The sequence below is a fragment of the Tropicimonas sp. IMCC34043 genome, assembly GCF_003390845.1.
Taxonomy (GTDB): Bacteria; Pseudomonadota; Alphaproteobacteria; order Rhodobacterales; family Rhodobacteraceae; genus Tropicimonas.
The window spans coordinates 91,038-107,597 of sequence record NZ_QMEK01000008.1; the positions used below are offsets into that span (position 1 = coordinate 91,038).

Sequence of the window (16,560 nt, forward strand, 5' to 3'; positions counted from 1 at the left end):
ATGACACTCAAGATCCTTCTTGCCATCGCGGTGCTGGTGCTGCTCGCGCTCAGCCTGCAGCGCTTCGCCTTCAGCTTTTCCGCCCAGTCGCCCAAGGATTATGCCGGGACCACGCCCGCCTTCGATCCGCGCACGACTCTGGGCGGCGAGATGATGTCCGAGGGCATCATCTATGGCCCCGACGGGCGCGTCGCGTCGCGGTTTACCGCCAGGATGGTGGGGACCTGGACCGAGACCGGCGGGACGCTCGCCGAGGAATTCACCTATGCCGACGGCGAGACCCAGAACCGCGAGTGGCACATCGTCGACACCGGGCCGAACAGCTTTACCGCGACCGCCTCGGACATCGTGGGCGAGGCGAGGGGCGAGGTCTCGGGCGCGACGCTGCAGATGCGCTATCGCCTGAAACTGGCCGAGAGCGCGGGCGGCCACACGCTCGACGTGACCGACTGGCTCTATCTCGCACCCGACGGCACGATCCTGAACAAGTCCGAGATGCGCAAGTTCGGGATCAAGGTGGCCGAGCTTGTCGCCACGATCCGTCCGGCCGGCTGAGATGTTCGCGGGCAAGACATGGTGGATCGTCGGCGCGAGCGACGGTCTGGGCGAGGCGATCGCCGAGGCGCTCGACGCCGAAAAGGCAACCCTGCTGCTGTCGGCGCGCAGCGGCGACAAGCTTGGCCGGCTTGCCGGGCGTCTTGGCGATGCCCGCGCGCTGCCGATGGACGTGACGGATGCCGGGTCGGTGGCGCAGGCGGTCGCGGCGGCGGGCAAGGTGGACGGTCTGATCTATTCGGCGGGATACTACGCGCCGATGACGGCCGCCGCGTGGGAGCCGGAGGGCGCAGCCCGCATGGCCGAGGTGAATTTCACCGGGGCGCTGCGGCTGCTGGGCCATGTGGTGCCGCAAATGGTGCGGGACGGGCAGGGCAGGCTGATGCTGATCGGCTCGCTGTCGGGCTTTGCCGGTCTGCCGGGCGCCATCGGCTATGCCGCCAGCAAGGCCGCGATCATGCACCTTGCCGAAGACATGCTGGCCGATCTGCGCGGCACCGGCGTGATCGTGCAGCGCGCCAACCCCGGCTATATCCGCACCCGTCTGACCGCGAAGAACGATTTCTCGATGCCCCAGATCATGGAGCCCGCAGAGGCCGCCCGGCAGGTGGTTGCCGCCCTGCGCTCCGGCCGGTTCTCGACCAGCTATCCGGTGCCGTTCGCCTGGGTCTTCCGGTTGGGCGCGCTGTTGCCGCCGCGCCTGTTCCAGCGCCTGATCCTGGGCAAGGCCAGGCGGTCCGGCACCGCGAAATGACCGGGACCGGGCCGGAACCAGACCAATTGCCAAGCTCTTGCGACTGCGTTACCCCCTCGAACCGATGACCGGACAGATCAAACCCGACGGCCGCCTGACGCCATGCCCGCCACAGGGACGCCAGCGCAATGGGCGTTTCGCGGCGGTCCCCGGCGTCGTGCACAACGTCCGAAGGCGTCCGGGGGACCTGTGTCCCGACACGGCTGCCTGATGGAAACATGCGGGACGGGCTATAAAACCTTCATGGTCTGCAGCGATGTTGCCTTGCCCGGGTCGCCGGACCTTTTCGATTCGGGAACGCCACCGAAGGCGGCAGGCCGGGCAGACCGAAGGTCACGTGTCCCTTGCCGCCCACTATCCGGAGAATTTGAGACATGAGCATTGTCAGGTCGGGTCTGGTGCTGGCCGGCGGGGTCGCAACCGCAGCAGCCTTCACGGTTTATGGCGAAAGCTGGCTTGACCATTCGGCGGGGTTACTCACCGGTCTGCTGCTGTTTCTCTGGCTGCTGGTCACGATGGGCACCTGCGCGTTCACCGCCATCGAACATGCGGACGAACTGGCGGAACGGATGGGAGAGCCGTTTGGAACGCTTCTTCTGACGCTTTCGGTCGTCACGATCGAAGTCGTGCTGATCGCCATGATCATGTCCACCGGCGAAACCAACCCGACACTGGCGCGCGACACCATGTTCTCGGTCCTGATGATCGTGCTGAATGCGATGGTCGGCACCTCGCTGCTGGTCGGCGGCCTTGCGCATGGCCGGCAGGAATACAACCTCGAGGGTGCGCGGTCCTACCTGTCGGTCATCCTGCCGCTTGCCGTCATTCCGCTGATCCTGCCGCGTTTCACCGTGTCCACAGCCGATGCGTCGCTCAGTGCGCCGCAATCCATTGCCTTTGCGCTGTTCACGGTGCTGCTCTATGGCGTGTTTCTTGCCCTGCAGACGATGCGCCACCGGTCCTTCTTCGAGGATCCGGTTCATCCAGACGCGCATCAGCCGGAGCCCGATCACCCCGCGCCACATGGCAAAGGCAGCACCCTGACGCACCTTGCCTTTCTGGTCATGCTTCTGGTTCCCTTCGTGGTGATGGCCGAAGAACTGGCGAATTATGTGGATTACGGCATCGCGGTCCTCGGGGCGCCGGCGACCATCGGCGGGATCCTGATCGCCTCGCTCGTGCTGCTGCCCGAAGCTGTCAGCGCCTTCAAATCGGCCCGCGCCAACCGGCTGCAACGGTCGGTCAACATCTGTCTCGGCTCGGCGCTGTCGACCATCGGCCTGACCATTCCGACGGTGCTGCTGATCGGTCTGCTCACGGGGCACCCGATCATCCTCGGGCTCGACGACAGTGACATTGTGCTGCTGGCGACCACGCTGTTTCTGAGCGTGCTGACGTTTTCGGGGGGGCGCACCAATGTGCTGCTCGGCCTCGTGCATATCGTCATGTTCGCGGTATTTCTGGTGCTGGCGGTCAATCCCTAGACCGGCCCCGGCACCGAGGCGCGCCGCATCGTCGGATTTTACATAACTATCATTACACGCCGCGGCTGTGCGTCCCGCCGCGGCGCCGCCTACCCCGCGGTGCGCGAGCTTTCGCGAAGCACCTGGATCAGTTCCTGCGCCGCCCCGCGCAGCGGCCGGTCGCGGCCCGAGAACAGTACCAGCGGCACCGACGGCAGATGCCGCACCTGCCGCACGACCAGATCGGGCGAGCGAATGGCCTGCGCGGTCAGACGGTCGATCACGCCGACGCCGCCGCAGGTCTCGACCAGCTGGCAGACGGTCGAACAGAACGGCACCTCGCAGGCCGTCACATAGGCGAGCCGGTGTTTCAGGAAGGCCGAGCGGATGGCATCCCCCATCGGCGACCATGCCGGATCATAGGCGATCAGCTCCGACCCCGCGAGATCGGCAAGCGACAGCGTCTCTTCCCGCGCAAGCGGATGGCCGGCCTGCATCACCGCAACCAGCGGCACCGTCATCAGCGTCTCGGCGTGGAAATCCGCCTTGGCCGGAAACGCCATCTGCATGCCGAAATCGGCGCGGCCGCTGCGCACATCGGTTTCGGGCTCGGTCACCCACAGCCGCAGCCGCCGCTTCCAGCCAAGAAACCCGGCCTGCGCCAGCCTGACCGACAGGAACCCCTCGACAATCGCCGGTGTGGCCGAGATCGTGACCGTCTTCGTGTCCTGCTGCTGCAGCGACCGCACGCTGGCATTCACCCGCGCCTGGGTCGCAAAGATCGGCACCGCATCGGCAAACAATGCCTGCGCCTCGGCCGTGGGCACCAGCCGGTTGCCCTCGCGCTGAAACAGCCGCAGTCCCAGATTGGCCTCCAGCCGCTTGATCTGCGCGCTGACCGCGGGCTGCGACAGGCCAAGCACGCGCGCCGTCTCGATGGTCGTGCCGACCCGCATCAGGGTGCCGAAAAGCTCCAGCTCGCGCAGATTCATTATTCGTCCCGTGATGGTAAATGACGTTTTAAAAACCTAGCGATTGTTCATGCCTGCACCAGCGCAAACTGCCGGCAACAGATGGCCCGGGCGTTTCCCATGGCCTGCCTGCGTCAACCGTCGAGCGCGGCCTCGACCCGGCAGGTCGCGCGGATCCGGTGCCGAGGACATCGCCGGGCGGCGGCCGCCGCGGCGCCGATTGTCGTTTGAGAACAGGCGGTTGCGCAGTTTCAGGGCGGGCTCTCGCGGTGTCGCGCGGCTGCGACGCCACAGATGTATTGATCATTGACTTGTTTTTTGATAGTAAATTGAATCCAGTCAATGTGAGTATTGACTGAAACCCTCGCAACCAGACTCAGCGCCCCGATGTCCGCCGCCATGCCATTCCTCCCCCAGTTTGTCCGCGCCGCCCCCGCGCAGGGGTGGCGGTATGCGGCGCCGACCGCTTGTCACCCCGCGCCCGCCCCTGCCCTTGCGCTGCGCGCGTCGAATGGACCGCGCGATTGAAAAGGAAAACGCAATGACCACCGGCCTCGCCATCGAAGACCGCGACCTCAATTCCGCCTTGCGGCGTGGCGCACGGCTGCGCTGCCCGCGCTGCGGCGAGGGCAGGCTGTTTCGCGGCTATATCAGGGTTGCGGGCGGCTGCGACTGCTGCGGGCTCGATTTCTCGCCCCAGCGGGCCGACGACGGTCCGGCCTATCTCGTGATCCTGATCGTCTGCCACATCGTCGGTTTCACCCTGCCGGTGATGTTCGGCTACATGCGGGACAACCCGCTGTTGCTGGCGCTGACGATGTCGACCATGGCGACGGTTCTGGCGCTGGCACTGCTGCCGCCGATCAAGGGCGCGTTCATCGCGCTTCAGTGGAGCAAGGGCATGCACGGCTTCTGAAGGCCGGGGCGTCAGCCCATGAACGTGTTGGGCGAGAGCGCGTTGCCGAGGAAATAAAGGTTCTCGCGCAATGTCTCGCGCGAGACCGAGCCGCCGAGGCACACCCGCAGCTTCTCGCCGGGCGCGCCCTCGACGGTGAAGGCGTCCGACGGCATCAGTCCCAGCTGCCGCCCGGCCATGCGGGCGATGACATCGGCGCGGCCGATCCCCTCGGGCAAGGTCAGCCAGATGTTGAAGGCGTTTTCGGCGGCGGCGAACTGGATCCCGTCCAGCGCCTCGCGCGCAATGGCCTGTCGGGCGGCGGTTTCGGCGCGGATGAAGCGCCGGATCCCGTCGGCGGTTCCGTCCTCGATCCACTGGGTCGTCAGCGCCATCGACAGGGGCGAGGGCATGACCGAAAGCGCCCGGATCGCCTGCACAAGCCGGAAGGCGCAGCGGGCCGAGGGCGCGACGGTATAGGCCAGGCGCAGCCCGGCGCCGATGCATTTGGCGAGCCCGCCGATATGCCATGTCAGGTCGGGCGCCGACAACGCGATGGGGGCGGGCGCGCGCATCGGGATGAAACCATAGGCATCGTCCTCGATCAGCGTGAGCCTTTCGGCGCGCAGCACCGCGGCCAGTTCGAGACGGCGGTCTTCCGGGATGGTCAGGGTGGTCGGATTCTGCAGCGTGGGGTTCAGATAGAGCGCCTTCGGCGCGTGACGCCCGATCGCGTCGCGCAGGGCCTCGGGCGTCACCCCTTTCTCATCCATCTCGAGCCCGACGAGTTGAACGCCGAAACGGGCCGCCAGGTTTCGAATGCCGGGATAGGTGATGCGCTCGCACAGAACCGTGTCGCCCGGTCTGGCGATGATCGACAGCACCGCCGCCATGGTGGCATGGGCCCCGGGTGTGACCGACACGCGCTCCAGCGCGGGAACCATGCCGCGCAGGCTGAGCCAGATCGAGGCGGCGGTGCGGTCGCGCTCGGTTCCGGTGGGGGACTGATAGCGCAGCAGATCGACCAGGTTGGCCGAGACATAGCCGAGCCCTTCCTTCATCCGGCCCACAAGCTCGGGGTCGGTGGGTTCGGGCGGCATGTTCATCGACAGGTCTTCGGCGCGCCGTCGCTCGGGATCCGAGGCGGACGCCGTCGCCTTTTGCGCAACGAAGGTCCCCCGCCCGACATGGCTGTCGACCAGTCCGCGGGAGTGCGCCTCGGCATAGGCGCGGGAGACCGTGGTGAAGTCGATGCCCAGCGTCGCGGCGAGCCGCCGCTGCGGCGGCAGACGCTCACCGCCCGAAAGCTTTCCCTCGCTGATGTCGCGCGCGAGTGCGTCGGCGATGGCAAGATAGTGCGGCTTGCCGCTTTCGGTCAGCTCGGGAACCCAGGTCTTCATCGTCTCTCTCCTGCGCTGCCTGCCTAGCGGATTGATTCTGTCAATTGAAGGCAGATTGTATGTATCGCGTCAAAACGCCCGCGACTGGTGCCGTTCCACCGCACATAAAGCGCTAACATTCCGAGCGGTTCCCTAGGGTCATGCTGAATTTTGCACCAAATGTCTGCAGTATTGATGCTAATATTGTATGTAGATTAAACTGGATATTGATTCGATCAATGCGCCGTCCGCATCGTCGCCCCACACTGTGACAAGGAGCGCAAGGATGCCGGCTGTAACCAAGGAAATGCACAAGGACGGAGATTTCTTCGTCAACTACGAGGAAAAGGTCTTTGAGGACGTCAAGGCCGAGGCGGGCGAAAAGGCGCTCGTCACCTTCCATACCGTCGCCTTCGAGGGTTCGATCGGGCTGGTCAATATCCTCAATGCGATCCGCCTCAACCGCAAGGGCTACGAGACCTCGATCCTGCTCTATGGCCCGGGTGTCACCCTTGGCATTCAGCGCGGTTTCCCGACGCTCGGGGACGAGGCCTTTCCGGGCCACCAGAACTTTGCGGTGAACCTCAAGAAGTTCATGGGCGAGGGCGGCAAGGTCTATGCCTGCCGGTTTGCGCTCCAGGCGCTCTACGGCCATGGCGAGCCCTCGCTGCTGCCCGGCATCACGCCGATCGCGCCGCAGGACGTGCTCGACTGCATCCTCCTGCACAAGAAGGCCAACGCGGTCATTCTCGATACCTGGACGGTCTGACCCCTCGCCGGACCGGCCGCGCTGTCCGGTCCGGCCGCTTTCAGAAACGCGAGCCAATGGTGGTTTCATGCGAACAGACATCATCCGAGCAGCCGCGGTGCAGATTGCGCCGGATCTGACCGGGCGGGCCGGCACCATGGAACGGGTGCTGAATGCCATCGCCGAAGCCGCCGACAAGGGCGCGCAGTTCATCGTGTTCCCCGAGACCTTCGTGCCCTACTACCCCTATTTTTCTTTTGTGCTGCCGCCGATGCAGCAGGGCGCGCCGCATCTCGAACTGATGAAGGAGGCGGTTGTCGTGCCCTCGCCCGAGACGCAGGCCGTGGCCGATGCCGCCCGCAGGCGCGGCATCGTCGTGGTGCTGGGCGTCAACGAGCGCGATCACGGATCGCTCTATAACACGCAGCTTGTCTTTGACGCCGACGGCACGCTGGCGCTCAAGCGCCGCAAGATCACCCCCACCTATCACGAGCGCATGGTCTGGGGGCAGGGCGATGGCGCCGGGCTCAAGGTTGTCGAGACCCGGGTGGGCCGCGTCGGCGCGCTGGCCTGCTGGGAGCATTACAACCCGCTTGCCCGCTACGCGCTGATGACCCAGCACGAGGAGATCCACGCGGGCCACTATCCGGGCTCGCTGGTGGGCGACATCTTCCGCGATCAGATCGAGGTGACGATGCGCCATCACGCGCTGGAATCGGGTTGCTTTGTCGTCAATGCGACGGGCTGGCTGACCGAGGATCAGATCGCGCAGATCCACCCCGACGCCACGCTGCAAAAGGGCCTGCGCAGCGGCTGCATGACCTGCATCATCTCGCCCGAGGGGCGGCATCTGGCCGAACCGCTGACCGACCGCGAAGGCATCCTGATCGCCGATCTGGACATGAAGCTGGTCGCCAAGCGCAAACGCATGATGGACAGCGTCGGCCATTACGCCCGGCCGGAGCTTCTGAGTCTGGTTCACGATTCGCGGCCCGCCGCCACGCGCCATGTGATCGAGGCCGCGCCGCTGCCCGACCTCGAAGCGGCGGAGGATGCGCAGGATGCCTGAGATGTCGCATTCCGATCTGATCAATGCGCTGCAGACCCACGGCATGCGGATGATCGATCCGCGGGTGGGGCAGGAAAGCCGCCGCGGCGGTGCGGGCCCGTCGGACCACAAGGCCGTGACCCTCGGCGAAACCACGGTGATGGTGCCGGTTCACACGGCGCCGAGTTTCGACAGCCCGTTTCTGGCCGAGGCGCCCGATGCCACCGGCCTGGCCCGGCTGACCCGCGATGGCGTCGAGGTCGGCGAGATCCGCTTTCCGACCCGGGCGAAGTTCTATCGGCTGAAGACGGCCGACGGCATTCCCTACAGCCATATCGCCACGCTCCACTCGCGGGACGTGCTGGCGACGACGGTGCTTCAGACCTGCATCCGCTATGAAAGCCGCAAGAAGACCTGCCAGTTCTGCTCGATCGGGCAGAGCCTCGCGGCGGGGCGCACCATTGCCCACAAGACGCCGGAGCAACTGGCCGAGGTCGCGAAAGCCGCCGTGGAGCTCGATGGGGTGACCCATATGATCCTGACCACCGGCACGCCCGCCGGCAAGGATCGCGGCGCCAGGGTGCTGGCCGAGAGCGCCCGTGCCATCAAGGCCGCGGTCGACCTGCCGCTGCAGGGACAGTGCGAACCGCCCGAGGACGACGTCTGGCACCAGACCATGTTCGATGCCGGGATCGACACGTTGGGGATGCATCTGGAGGCGGTGACGCCCGAGGTGCGCGAACGGATCATGCCGGGCAAGGCATCGGTGCCGCTGGAGAAGTATTTCTCCAGCTTCGAGGCGGCGGTGAAGGTCTTCGGGCGCGGGCAGGTCTCCACCTATATCCTCGCCGGGCTGGGGGACACGCGCGAGGCCATCCTCGAGATGGGGCAGCGGCTTTGCGACATCGGGGTCTATCCCTTCGTTGTTCCCTTCGTGCCGATCTCGGGCACGCCGCTGGAAAGCCACCCGGCGCCCTCGACCGCGTTCATGGCCTCGATCCTGCGGCCGCTGGGACAGATGATCGTCGCGGCGGGCATCCGGTCGGCCGAGATGAAGGCGGGCTGCGGAAAATGCGGGGCCTGTTCGGCGTTGTCCACCTATGAAAAGCTGCGGGTGCCGGCATGATCGAGTGCGAGCCGCGCCAGTTCGCCTGCCCGGGCTACTACATCCGCGCCGCCTCGAAGCGGTTCGAGGCCGAGGGGGCCGCCATCCTGCGCCGCCGCGTCTTTGTCGAGGAGCAGCGGATCTTCCCGACCCACGACCGGGACGAGATCGACCTGATCGCCACCCATCTGGTGGCGCTGTCGACCTATGCGCACGAAGCCGATCAGGTCGTAGGCACCGTGCGCGTCCACGAGGAAGCGCCGGGCGTCTGGTGGGGCTCGCGCCTTGCGGTCGACAGCGAGTTTCGCGCCGTGGGCCGGCTCGGGGCAGAGCTGATCCGTCTGGCGGTTTCGACCGCAAACGCGCGGGGCTGCACGCGGTTTCTGGCCCATGTGCAGATGCAGAACGTGGTGCTGTTCCGCCGCCTGCACTGGCATCCGCTGGAGCCGGTGACCATCCATGGCGCGCCCCACATGCGGATGCAGGCGGATCTGGCCCACTACCCGCCCTGCGCCGATCCGGTGGCCGGATGGTATCACCGCCCGCGGGCCAGAGGGACGGGCCGATGAACCTTGCCGGGACGCCTTCTGCCGTCGCGGCGCTTGCCGCGGCCCTGCGGGATCATCCCTCGATCCGCTCGAAACTCGGCATCGCGCGGGCGACCCGGGCGCTTGGACTGACGGCGTCCAGCGACGGCCGCCCCGGCGACGACGCCGCGGTCCTGCCCGGGCCTGCGGGATACGATCTGCTGGCGGGCGAGGGGTTCATCCCCGCCTTTGTCCGGGACGACCCCTGGTTCGCCGGCTGGTGTGCGGTGATGGTCAATCTGTCGGACATCGCGGCCATGGGCGGACGGGCCACCGCCATCGTCGATCAGATCTGGGCGCCCGATGCCGAAACCGCCGCGCCGATGATGGCGGGGCTGCGCGATGCCTCGGCCGCCTATGGCGTGCCGCTTGTCGGCGGGCACACGAATTTCGCCGCAGGCGAGCTTGGACTTGCCGCCACGGTGCTGGGCCGCGCCAAGGCGGTGATCTCGAGCTTCGATGCCCGGCCGGGCGATCTGCTGCTGGCGGCGATCGACCACCGGGGCGCGTACCGCAATTTCGACAACTTCTTCGCCGCAGCCGAGGCGCCGCACGACCGGTTGCGCGGTGATCTCGCCCTGCTGCCAGACCTGGCCGAGGCCGGGCTGGTGCGCGCGGGAAAGGACATCAGCCAGGGCGGCATCGCCGGCACCGCGCTGATGCTGGCGGAGTGTTCCGGCGTCGGGATCGACATCGACCTCTCCAGCATTTCGCTTCCAAGGGGCGTTGCGATGGACCGTTGGCTGCGCAGCTTCCCGAGCTTCGGGTTTCTGCTGTCGGTCGACCCGGAAAAGGCGAATGCGGTCTGTGCCCGGTTCTGCGCGCGCGGGATCGAGGCCTGCGCAATCGGGCAGGTCGCCCGGGGGTCCGCAGTGTCGCTCGCCGACAGGACCGGCCGCGCCCTGTTCTGGGACCATGCCAAAACCCCCTATCTCGACCTTGGAGACCGCCGTGCCTGAAACATTCTGGACCGTCCGCTGGCCCGATGGCGCCGAAGAAAAGCTTTATTCGCCCTCGAGCGTCGTCGCCGAAATGTTCCAGCCCGGCCGCCGCTACCCGGTGCCCGAGTTCCTGTGGCGGGCGCGGGTCGCGATGGAGCGCGCCTCGAACCGGGTCCAACGCAAATATGGCTTCGCCTGCACATCGGCGATGGAGCAACTCGACCGAATCGAGACGCGCATCGCGGGCATCGAGGATCCGGAGGGCGCCGAAATCGCCTGCCTGGACATCTCACAATGAGGACAGAGACGATGAAAGACACCCAGACACCGTATATCCCCGTCGTGATCGTCGGCGGCGGGCAGGCCGGTCTCTCCACCGCCTATTGCCTGGAGCAGAAGGGGATCGCCTCGGTCATCTTCGAGCGGCACGAGAAATTCCATTCCTGGCGGGTGAACCGCTGGGACAGCTTCTGTCTTGTGACGCCGAACTGGCAGTGCCGTCTGCCGGACTTCCACTATGACCGCGACTATGGCGGCACCAATCCCGACGGCTTCATGCTGAAAGACGAGATCACCGAGTACCTCGACGCCTTCGCCGCGCGCTTCGAGCCCGACATTCACGAGCATGTCGAGGTCACCCGCGTGGCGCCCCGCGCGCAGGGCGGCTTTGCCGTCGAAACCTCGATCGGTGACTGGGTCTGCGATCAGGTCGTCATCGCCACGGGCGGCTACGACGCGCCCATCGAACCCGATTACGCCCGCAACCTCTCGCCCGAGATCTTCCAGATGCATTCGGTCGACTACCGCAATGTCGGCCAGTTTCCGGACGGCGGCGTGCTGATCGTCGGCACCGGGCAGTCCGGTGTCCAGCTGATGGAGGATTTCATTCGTGCCGGCCGCGACGTGCATCTGGCGGTCGGCCCCGCGCCGCGCAGCCCGCGCAAGTATCGCGGGCGCGATGCCACGGACTGGCTGTACGATGCCGGACACTATGCCATCACCATCGACAGCCATCCCGACCCGGTGAAGGCGATGACCCAGACCAACCACTTCATGTCCGGGCGCGACGGCGGCAAAGAGATCGACCTGCGCCGGTATCACGTCGATCATGGCGTCGAGCTCTATGGCTCGCTCGCGGGGATGCAAGGGAGCGAGGTCGCCTTCCTGCCCGATCTGACACGGAACCTCGACGACGCCGACCGCTCCTATGTCGGGATCCGCGAGCAGATCGATGCCTATATCGCCCGGGAGGGGATCGACGCCCCGGAGGAGCCGCCCTTTGCCAAGCTCTGGTCCCCGGAGGTCGAACGCACGACCCTCGACCTTGCCGCTTCGGGCATCACCTCGGTTCTCTGGGCCATCGGGTTCCGGCCGGACTATTCCTGGATCGAGGCCGACGTCTTCGACGCCCGCGGCAAGCCGGTCTTCAACCGCGGCGTGACCGGGCATCCGGGGCTGCATTTCATCGGCCTCGGCTGGCTGAACACCTGGGGGTCCGGCCGCTTTCTCGGGATCGAGGAAGACAGCCGATACCTCGCCGATCAGATTGCGGCCCAGCTCGTCGCAGCGGTGTCCGCCTGATGCTGGCGCTGCGGCCGCACCCCTGCCCCGTGCCCGAACGCCGCGAAGCGCTGCGCCTGGGCATGATGCAGCTCTCTCCGTTCGGGTTGTCGGAGCCATGGCTGCTGCGCCATCTGGGCGATCGTCACTGGGAGCTGATCGCCGAGGCCAGCGGCCTGAGCGGGACCGCCTTTCGCGATGACACCGGGCGCCCGGTCTATGCCGCCTTCTGTGCGACCTCGCTGCATCTCGAACGGCATCGCGACGCGCGCCTCGGTGCAAGCCTCGAGATCGTCTCGACGCTCCACCAGGTTGCGCCGCACCGGATCGGGTCGGTGCATCACCTCTTCGGGCCGGAGGGATGCCTTGGCCGGCTGTCGATGATCAGCTGCTTTCTCAGCCACGACGAAAGCGGCTCCAACCGGCGCCTGCTGCGCAACCGGCTGCCCGGGTTGCGGGCGCTGCCGCCGGCACCCGCCGGTCTTGCGGGGTTTCACGAAAGCGCAAGGGTCTGCGCCCGGCGCATGCGCCCTGCCCCGGCGACGGCGCCCGAACTGGCGCGCTACACGCCGGTGCCGGCGCACGATTTCAACGCCGCCGGTCTGCTCTATTTTCCCACCTTCTCGCGGGCTGCCGAAATGGCGCAACCGGCGCAGGCGCCATTGCTTTCGCGCGAGGTCGTCTATCTGGGAAATCTCGACACCGGCGAGACCATTTCCGCGCGGGCCGCGTCGGACTGTGTTCTGCTGGTCGCGGGAGAGCATCTGCTTGGATCTGTGCGAACCCGTGTCGCTTCCTAGACGGTGCGCTTATTTCGACGCGGTTGGGTCGTCCGCGTCAGAGGCGCTGGTCAGTGTCCGAGGATGCGGATCCCGGCGGTCTGACGGTGGGGGTCGGGTGACAGGATCCGCTCCCCGAAGAGCCTGAGGCGCTTGGGTTCTCGGGGGGCAGAGCATGGTTTCCGGACAATTCGGACGGTCAGACAGTCATTCCGGCCATGTTCATCAACAGGCGAAACAGAACCGCGACAATCGCCAGCGCCGCCACACTGCCGATCCAAATCAGGACCATCCAGCCGACCCGCCGCAGCCACAGATTTTGGCGACCGGCACCAGACATCAGTGATACCCCTCCCCGACCTTCACCTTGCCTCGGAATACGTAATAGGACCACGCGGTGTAGGCGAGGATGAACGGTATGATGAACAGCGCGCCGACCAGGGTGAAACCGAGGCTCTGAGGTGGAGACGCCGCATCCCAGATCGAGATACCCGGCGGGACAATGTTCGGCCACAAGCTGATCGCCAGGCCCGAATACCCAAGGAACAACAGCGCCAGCGACAAGATGAACGGGGCGGCATGACGATCGCCCGACAGCGTCCTGAGAAGGATCCATGTCGCCAATGCGACCAGAATCGGCACCGGTGCGAAGAAGAACAGGTTTGGCAGTGCAAACCAGCGTGCCGCGATGTCGGAATTTGCGTAAGGCGTCCAAAGGCTGACGATCGCGATAGTCGCCAACACCGCCAAGGTGATTGGTCGACCGAGCTGGCGCATACGCCGCTGAAGATCGCCCTCGGTCTTCATCACCAGCCAGGTCGCGCCGAGCAAGGCGTATGCGAGCAGCATGCCGACGCCGGTAAACAGGCTGAACGGTGAAAGCCAGTCGAACATGCCACCGGCATATGAGCCGTCCCGAACTTCGAAGCCGTTGATGAACGCGCCAATGGCAAGCCCTTGAGAAAAGGTCGCGATGTACGAACCCCACATGAAGGCCTTGTCCCAGAAAGCCTTGTGCCCTTCGTCTGCCTTGAAGCGAAATTCGAACGCCACGCCGCGCCAGATCAAACCCGCCAGCATCAACATCAGCGGGAAATACAATGCGCTGAGAATGACCGAGTAGGCGAGTGGAAATGCGGCAAGCAACGCGGCACCCCCCAACACGAGCCACGTCTCGTTTCCATCCCAGACCGGCGCAACACTATTGACCATGGTGTCGCGGAAATCGCGGTCTCGGACAAAGGGGAAGAGGATGCCGATCCCGAGGTCGAAACCGTCCATGATGACATACATCATGAGGCCGAACCCGATGATGATTGCCCAGACAAGGGGAAGATCGATGCCCATGGTCTTTCTCCTCGCTACCGGATCGCCGGATCGATGTTGTCGGGCGCGGCCGACAACGGCCGTGCGGGCCGTTGCGACTTGTCCGGATCATGCGGCGGCGTCTCGCCCTCGCTGCTGGCAGGTCCCTTCGCGACCAGTTTCAGCATGTAGCTGACCCCGGTACCGAACACCGCGAAATACATGACCATGAAGACGACAAGGGTTGTCGAGAGCGCCAGCGCGGAATGGTTCGAGACGCCGTCAGCGGTGCGCATCACGCCATAGACAAGCCACGGCTGGCGACCGATTTCGGTTGTATACCACCCCGCCAGGATCGCGATCAGACCGGATGGCCCCATCCATATTGCGAGGCGGAGGAACCACTTTCGCTCGTACAATCCCTTGCGCCACCGCAACCAGAGGCTCCAGGCTCCGAGCAGAAGCATGAGCATGCCCAGACCGACCATGACCCGGAACGACCAGAAGGCGACTGTCGAGTTCGGGCGATCCTCGGGTGCGAATTCACTCAGACCCTTGTACTGGCCATCGAGGCTATGCGTCAGAATGAGCCCCCCGAGCCTTGGAATCTCGACCTTGTAGAGCGTCTCTTCAGCTTCCATGTCGGGCCAACCGAACAAGATGAGCGGCACGCCGGCACCCGGTTCGTTGCGCCAGTGGCCTTCCATGGCCGCTATCTTGGCCGGTTGATGCTCAAGCGTGTTCAGCCCGTGCAAATCGCCGACGAAGATCTGCACGGGTGTCACGATCAACACCATCCACATGGCCATGGAAAACATCGTCCGGACATGAGCATCCTTGCGACCCCGCAAGAGATGCCAGGCACCCGAAGCGCCAACAAAAAGAGCCGTCGCAAGGAATGCCGCCACGGTCATATGGGCGAGCCGGTATGGGAAGGACGGATTGAAAACGACCTTGAACCAGTCGACGGGCACGACGACGTCGTTGACGATTTCGAACCCTTGTGGCGTCTGCATCCAGCTGTTCGATGCCAGTATCCATGTAGCCGAAATAAGGGTGCCGACCGCCACCATGATGGTCGCAAAGAAATGAAGGCCCGGCCCGACCTTATTCCAGCCAAACAGCATCACACCGAGAAAGCCTGCTTCGAGGAAGAAGGCCGTCAACACTTCATAGGCGAGGAGCGGCCCCGTAATCGATCCGGCAAACGCCGAAAAGTAACTCCAGTTGGTGCCAAACTGGTAGGCCATGACCAGCCCCGACACGACGCCCATGGCAAAGTTGACCGCGAATATCTGCGACCAGAAATGATAGAGATCGCGATAAACCCTGTCCTTTTTCCAAAGCCACAGCCCCTCGAGCACGGCAAGATAACTTGCCAGGCCGATCGTGATCGCAGGGAAGATGATGTGAAAGGAGATGGTGAACCCGAACTGGATGCGTGCCAGCTCCAGAGCCGTCAGTCCGAACATTTTTCAGCCTCCTGTGGCCGCGAGGCTTCCGTGTCATCCTCAGCCGGGAGGCAACGTGTTCCCCCCCAAACGTGACGGCAGATTTCGCGCGTGTGTCGACGGAAAGCTGGAAGATATCCGGTCGCGCATAGTGGCCAACGACATCAAGATCGTACTTTCCGCGCGGGATCGCCCGACGGTCGATTTCCGCGACCTTGATCGTCTCGCCGGTGAAATCGGGTTCGACGAGCACATTGCCAAACGGATCGACAATGCACGACCCGCCCCGGATCAGGACGGTAGCCGGATCATCCCCCTGAATGGGTGCGACGTCGACCGGACCATCGCCGCGCGTGAGATACTGACAGGCCGAGACGACAAAGCAGCGCCCTTCGAGCGCGATGGTTCGCATTGTCGGAAGCCAGGCGTCGCGGTCGTCAACGGTGGGCGCACAATAGAGTTCGATGCCTTGCGCGTACATGGCCGCCCGGAGAAGCGGCATATAGTTCTCCCAGCAGATCACGCTGCCGATCCGCCCGATCGGTGTATCAACCACGCCGATGGTAGAGCCGTCGCCAAAGCCCCAGACGAGCCGCTCCAAAGCGGTCGGCATCAGCTTGCGATGTTTGTAGAGCAACTTGCCGGAAGGGGCGTAAGTGAGGGTGGCGCAGTACAGCGTCCCGCCATCGCGTTCGATGACACCGACGACCATGTGGACGCCGTTGTCCCGCGCGATCTCGCCAATCCGCGACGCTTCCGCTCCGGGCACATCAATGGCGCTTTCGAAATAGCGTCGAAAGTCCTCGCGGCCTTCGGCACTGCGCAACCCGAGCCGGGCGCCAAAGTCCAAACCCTTCGGATAGCCGCCGACAAAAGCCTCTGGAAAGACGACGAGATCGGCGCCATTCGCTGCGGCGTCGCGGGTCAGCTCACCGAGCTTGGTCAGAGTCTTGGGGGTATCGAAAAGAACCGGAGCGGCCTGAACGACCGCGGCCTTGATGAGGGACATGACGACCTCT

Annotated in this window: 17 protein-coding genes and 1 pseudogene; 12 read left to right on the forward strand and 6 right to left on the reverse strand. The window is 65.1% G+C overall.

The genetic code is table 11. The annotated features are described in order from the left end of the window. From DQG17_RS20280 to DQG17_RS20290, 3 genes are all read left to right on the forward strand, one after another. Positions 1-555: a DUF3833 domain-containing protein gene (locus DQG17_RS20280; protein WP_116134702.1), complete on the forward strand. Its 555-nt coding sequence runs from the start codon at positions 1-3 to the stop codon at positions 553-555. A gap of 1 nt (position 556) precedes the next feature. Next, positions 557-1,309: an SDR family oxidoreductase gene (locus DQG17_RS20285; RefSeq protein ID WP_116134703.1), complete on the forward strand. Its 753-nt coding sequence runs from the start codon at positions 557-559 to the stop codon at positions 1,307-1,309. 374 nt (positions 1,310-1,683) lie between these two features. Then, on the forward strand, positions 1,684-2,793 hold the full coding sequence (locus DQG17_RS20290) for a calcium:proton antiporter (RefSeq protein ID WP_116134704.1): 1,110 nt from the start codon (positions 1,684-1,686) through the stop codon (positions 2,791-2,793). Positions 2,794-2,882: 89 nt separating this feature from the next. Here the strand turns inward: DQG17_RS20290 and DQG17_RS20295 are convergent, their stop codons facing one another. Continuing rightward, positions 2,883-3,764, reverse strand: a complete 882-nt coding sequence (locus DQG17_RS20295) for a LysR family transcriptional regulator (RefSeq protein ID WP_116134705.1) — start codon at positions 3,762-3,764, stop codon at positions 2,883-2,885. A 520-nt stretch (positions 3,765-4,284) separates the two neighbouring features. Here DQG17_RS20295 and DQG17_RS20300 point away from each other — a divergent pair. Continuing rightward, positions 4,285-4,659 carry a DUF983 domain-containing protein gene (locus tag DQG17_RS20300; RefSeq protein WP_198666225.1) on the forward strand — a complete coding sequence of 125 codons (375 nt, stop codon included), beginning with the start codon at positions 4,285-4,287 and terminating at the stop codon, positions 4,657-4,659. Between the two features lie 11 nt (positions 4,660-4,670). Here DQG17_RS20300 and DQG17_RS20305 read toward each other — a convergent pair whose 3' ends face one another. Next, complete coding sequence (locus tag DQG17_RS20305) at positions 4,671-6,038, reverse strand: PLP-dependent aminotransferase family protein (protein WP_116134706.1); 1,368 nt, start codon at positions 6,036-6,038, stop codon at positions 4,671-4,673. Positions 6,039-6,303: 265 nt separating this feature from the next. Between DQG17_RS20305 and DQG17_RS20310 the strand changes: the two genes are divergently transcribed. The 8 genes from DQG17_RS20310 to DQG17_RS20345 all read left to right on the forward strand — a co-directional run bounded on the left by DQG17_RS20310 (position 6,304) and on the right by DQG17_RS20345 (position 12,806). Further along, positions 6,304-6,786 (forward strand): MSMEG_0572/Sll0783 family nitrogen starvation response protein, encoded by a 483-nt coding sequence (locus DQG17_RS20310; protein ID WP_116134707.1) that lies wholly within the window; start codon positions 6,304-6,306, stop codon positions 6,784-6,786. Positions 6,787-6,853: 67 nt separating this feature from the next. Then, positions 6,854-7,834, forward strand: coding sequence for a Nit6803 family nitrilase (locus tag DQG17_RS20315; RefSeq protein ID WP_116134708.1), 981 nt, complete (start codon positions 6,854-6,856; stop codon positions 7,832-7,834). A gap of 1 nt (position 7,835) precedes the next feature. Further along, positions 7,836-8,939 (forward strand): MSMEG_0568 family radical SAM protein, encoded by a 1,104-nt coding sequence (locus tag DQG17_RS20320; protein ID WP_198666226.1) that lies wholly within the window; start codon positions 7,836-7,838, stop codon positions 8,937-8,939. Next, entirely contained in the window at positions 8,936-9,487 is a 552-nt protein-coding gene (locus tag DQG17_RS20325; protein WP_116134710.1) for an MSMEG_0567/Sll0786 family nitrogen starvation N-acetyltransferase, read from the forward strand. The genes DQG17_RS20320 and DQG17_RS20325 overlap by 4 nt, the downstream gene beginning before the upstream one ends. Beyond that, a complete protein-coding gene (locus tag DQG17_RS20330) occupies positions 9,484-10,464 on the forward strand; it encodes a sll0787 family AIR synthase-like protein (protein WP_116134711.1) in 981 nt (326 codons plus the stop codon). The genes DQG17_RS20325 and DQG17_RS20330 overlap by 4 nt, the downstream gene beginning before the upstream one ends. Continuing rightward, the gene (locus tag DQG17_RS20335; protein WP_116134786.1) at positions 10,457-10,744 is read left to right on the forward strand and encodes an MSMEG_0570 family nitrogen starvation response protein; all 288 of its coding nucleotides are present in this window, start codon (positions 10,457-10,459) and stop codon (positions 10,742-10,744) included. The genes DQG17_RS20330 and DQG17_RS20335 overlap by 8 nt, the downstream gene beginning before the upstream one ends. A gap of 11 nt (positions 10,745-10,755) precedes the next feature. After that, entirely contained in the window at positions 10,756-12,027 is a 1,272-nt protein-coding gene (locus tag DQG17_RS20340) for an MSMEG_0569 family flavin-dependent oxidoreductase (RefSeq protein WP_116134712.1), read from the forward strand. Next, positions 12,027-12,806 (forward strand): Pnap_2097 family protein, encoded by a 780-nt coding sequence (locus tag DQG17_RS20345; RefSeq protein ID WP_116134714.1) that lies wholly within the window; start codon positions 12,027-12,029, stop codon positions 12,804-12,806. The genes DQG17_RS20340 and DQG17_RS20345 overlap by 1 nt, the downstream gene beginning before the upstream one ends. A gap of 178 nt (positions 12,807-12,984) precedes the next feature. Here DQG17_RS20345 and DQG17_RS20350 read toward each other — a convergent pair whose 3' ends face one another. The 4 genes and pseudogenes from DQG17_RS20350 to DQG17_RS20365 form a co-directional block, all read right to left on the reverse strand. Beyond that, a complete protein-coding gene (locus DQG17_RS20350; protein ID WP_116134716.1) occupies positions 12,985-13,125 on the reverse strand; it encodes a DUF2474 domain-containing protein in 141 nt (46 codons plus the stop codon). Then, positions 13,125-14,132: a cytochrome d ubiquinol oxidase subunit II gene (gene cydB, locus DQG17_RS20355; protein WP_116134718.1), complete on the reverse strand. Its 1,008-nt coding sequence runs from the start codon at positions 14,130-14,132 to the stop codon at positions 13,125-13,127. The genes DQG17_RS20350 and cydB overlap by 1 nt, the downstream gene beginning before the upstream one ends. Positions 14,133-14,146: 14 nt before the next feature. After that, the gene (locus DQG17_RS20360; protein ID WP_116134719.1) at positions 14,147-15,562 is read right to left on the reverse strand and encodes a cytochrome ubiquinol oxidase subunit I; all 1,416 of its coding nucleotides are present in this window, start codon (positions 15,560-15,562) and stop codon (positions 14,147-14,149) included. 181 nt (positions 15,563-15,743) lie between these two features. Continuing rightward, positions 15,744-16,550: pseudogene (locus DQG17_RS20365) on the reverse strand (carbon-nitrogen hydrolase family protein); the annotation flags it as partial. Between the last annotated feature and the right edge of the window lie 10 nt (positions 16,551-16,560).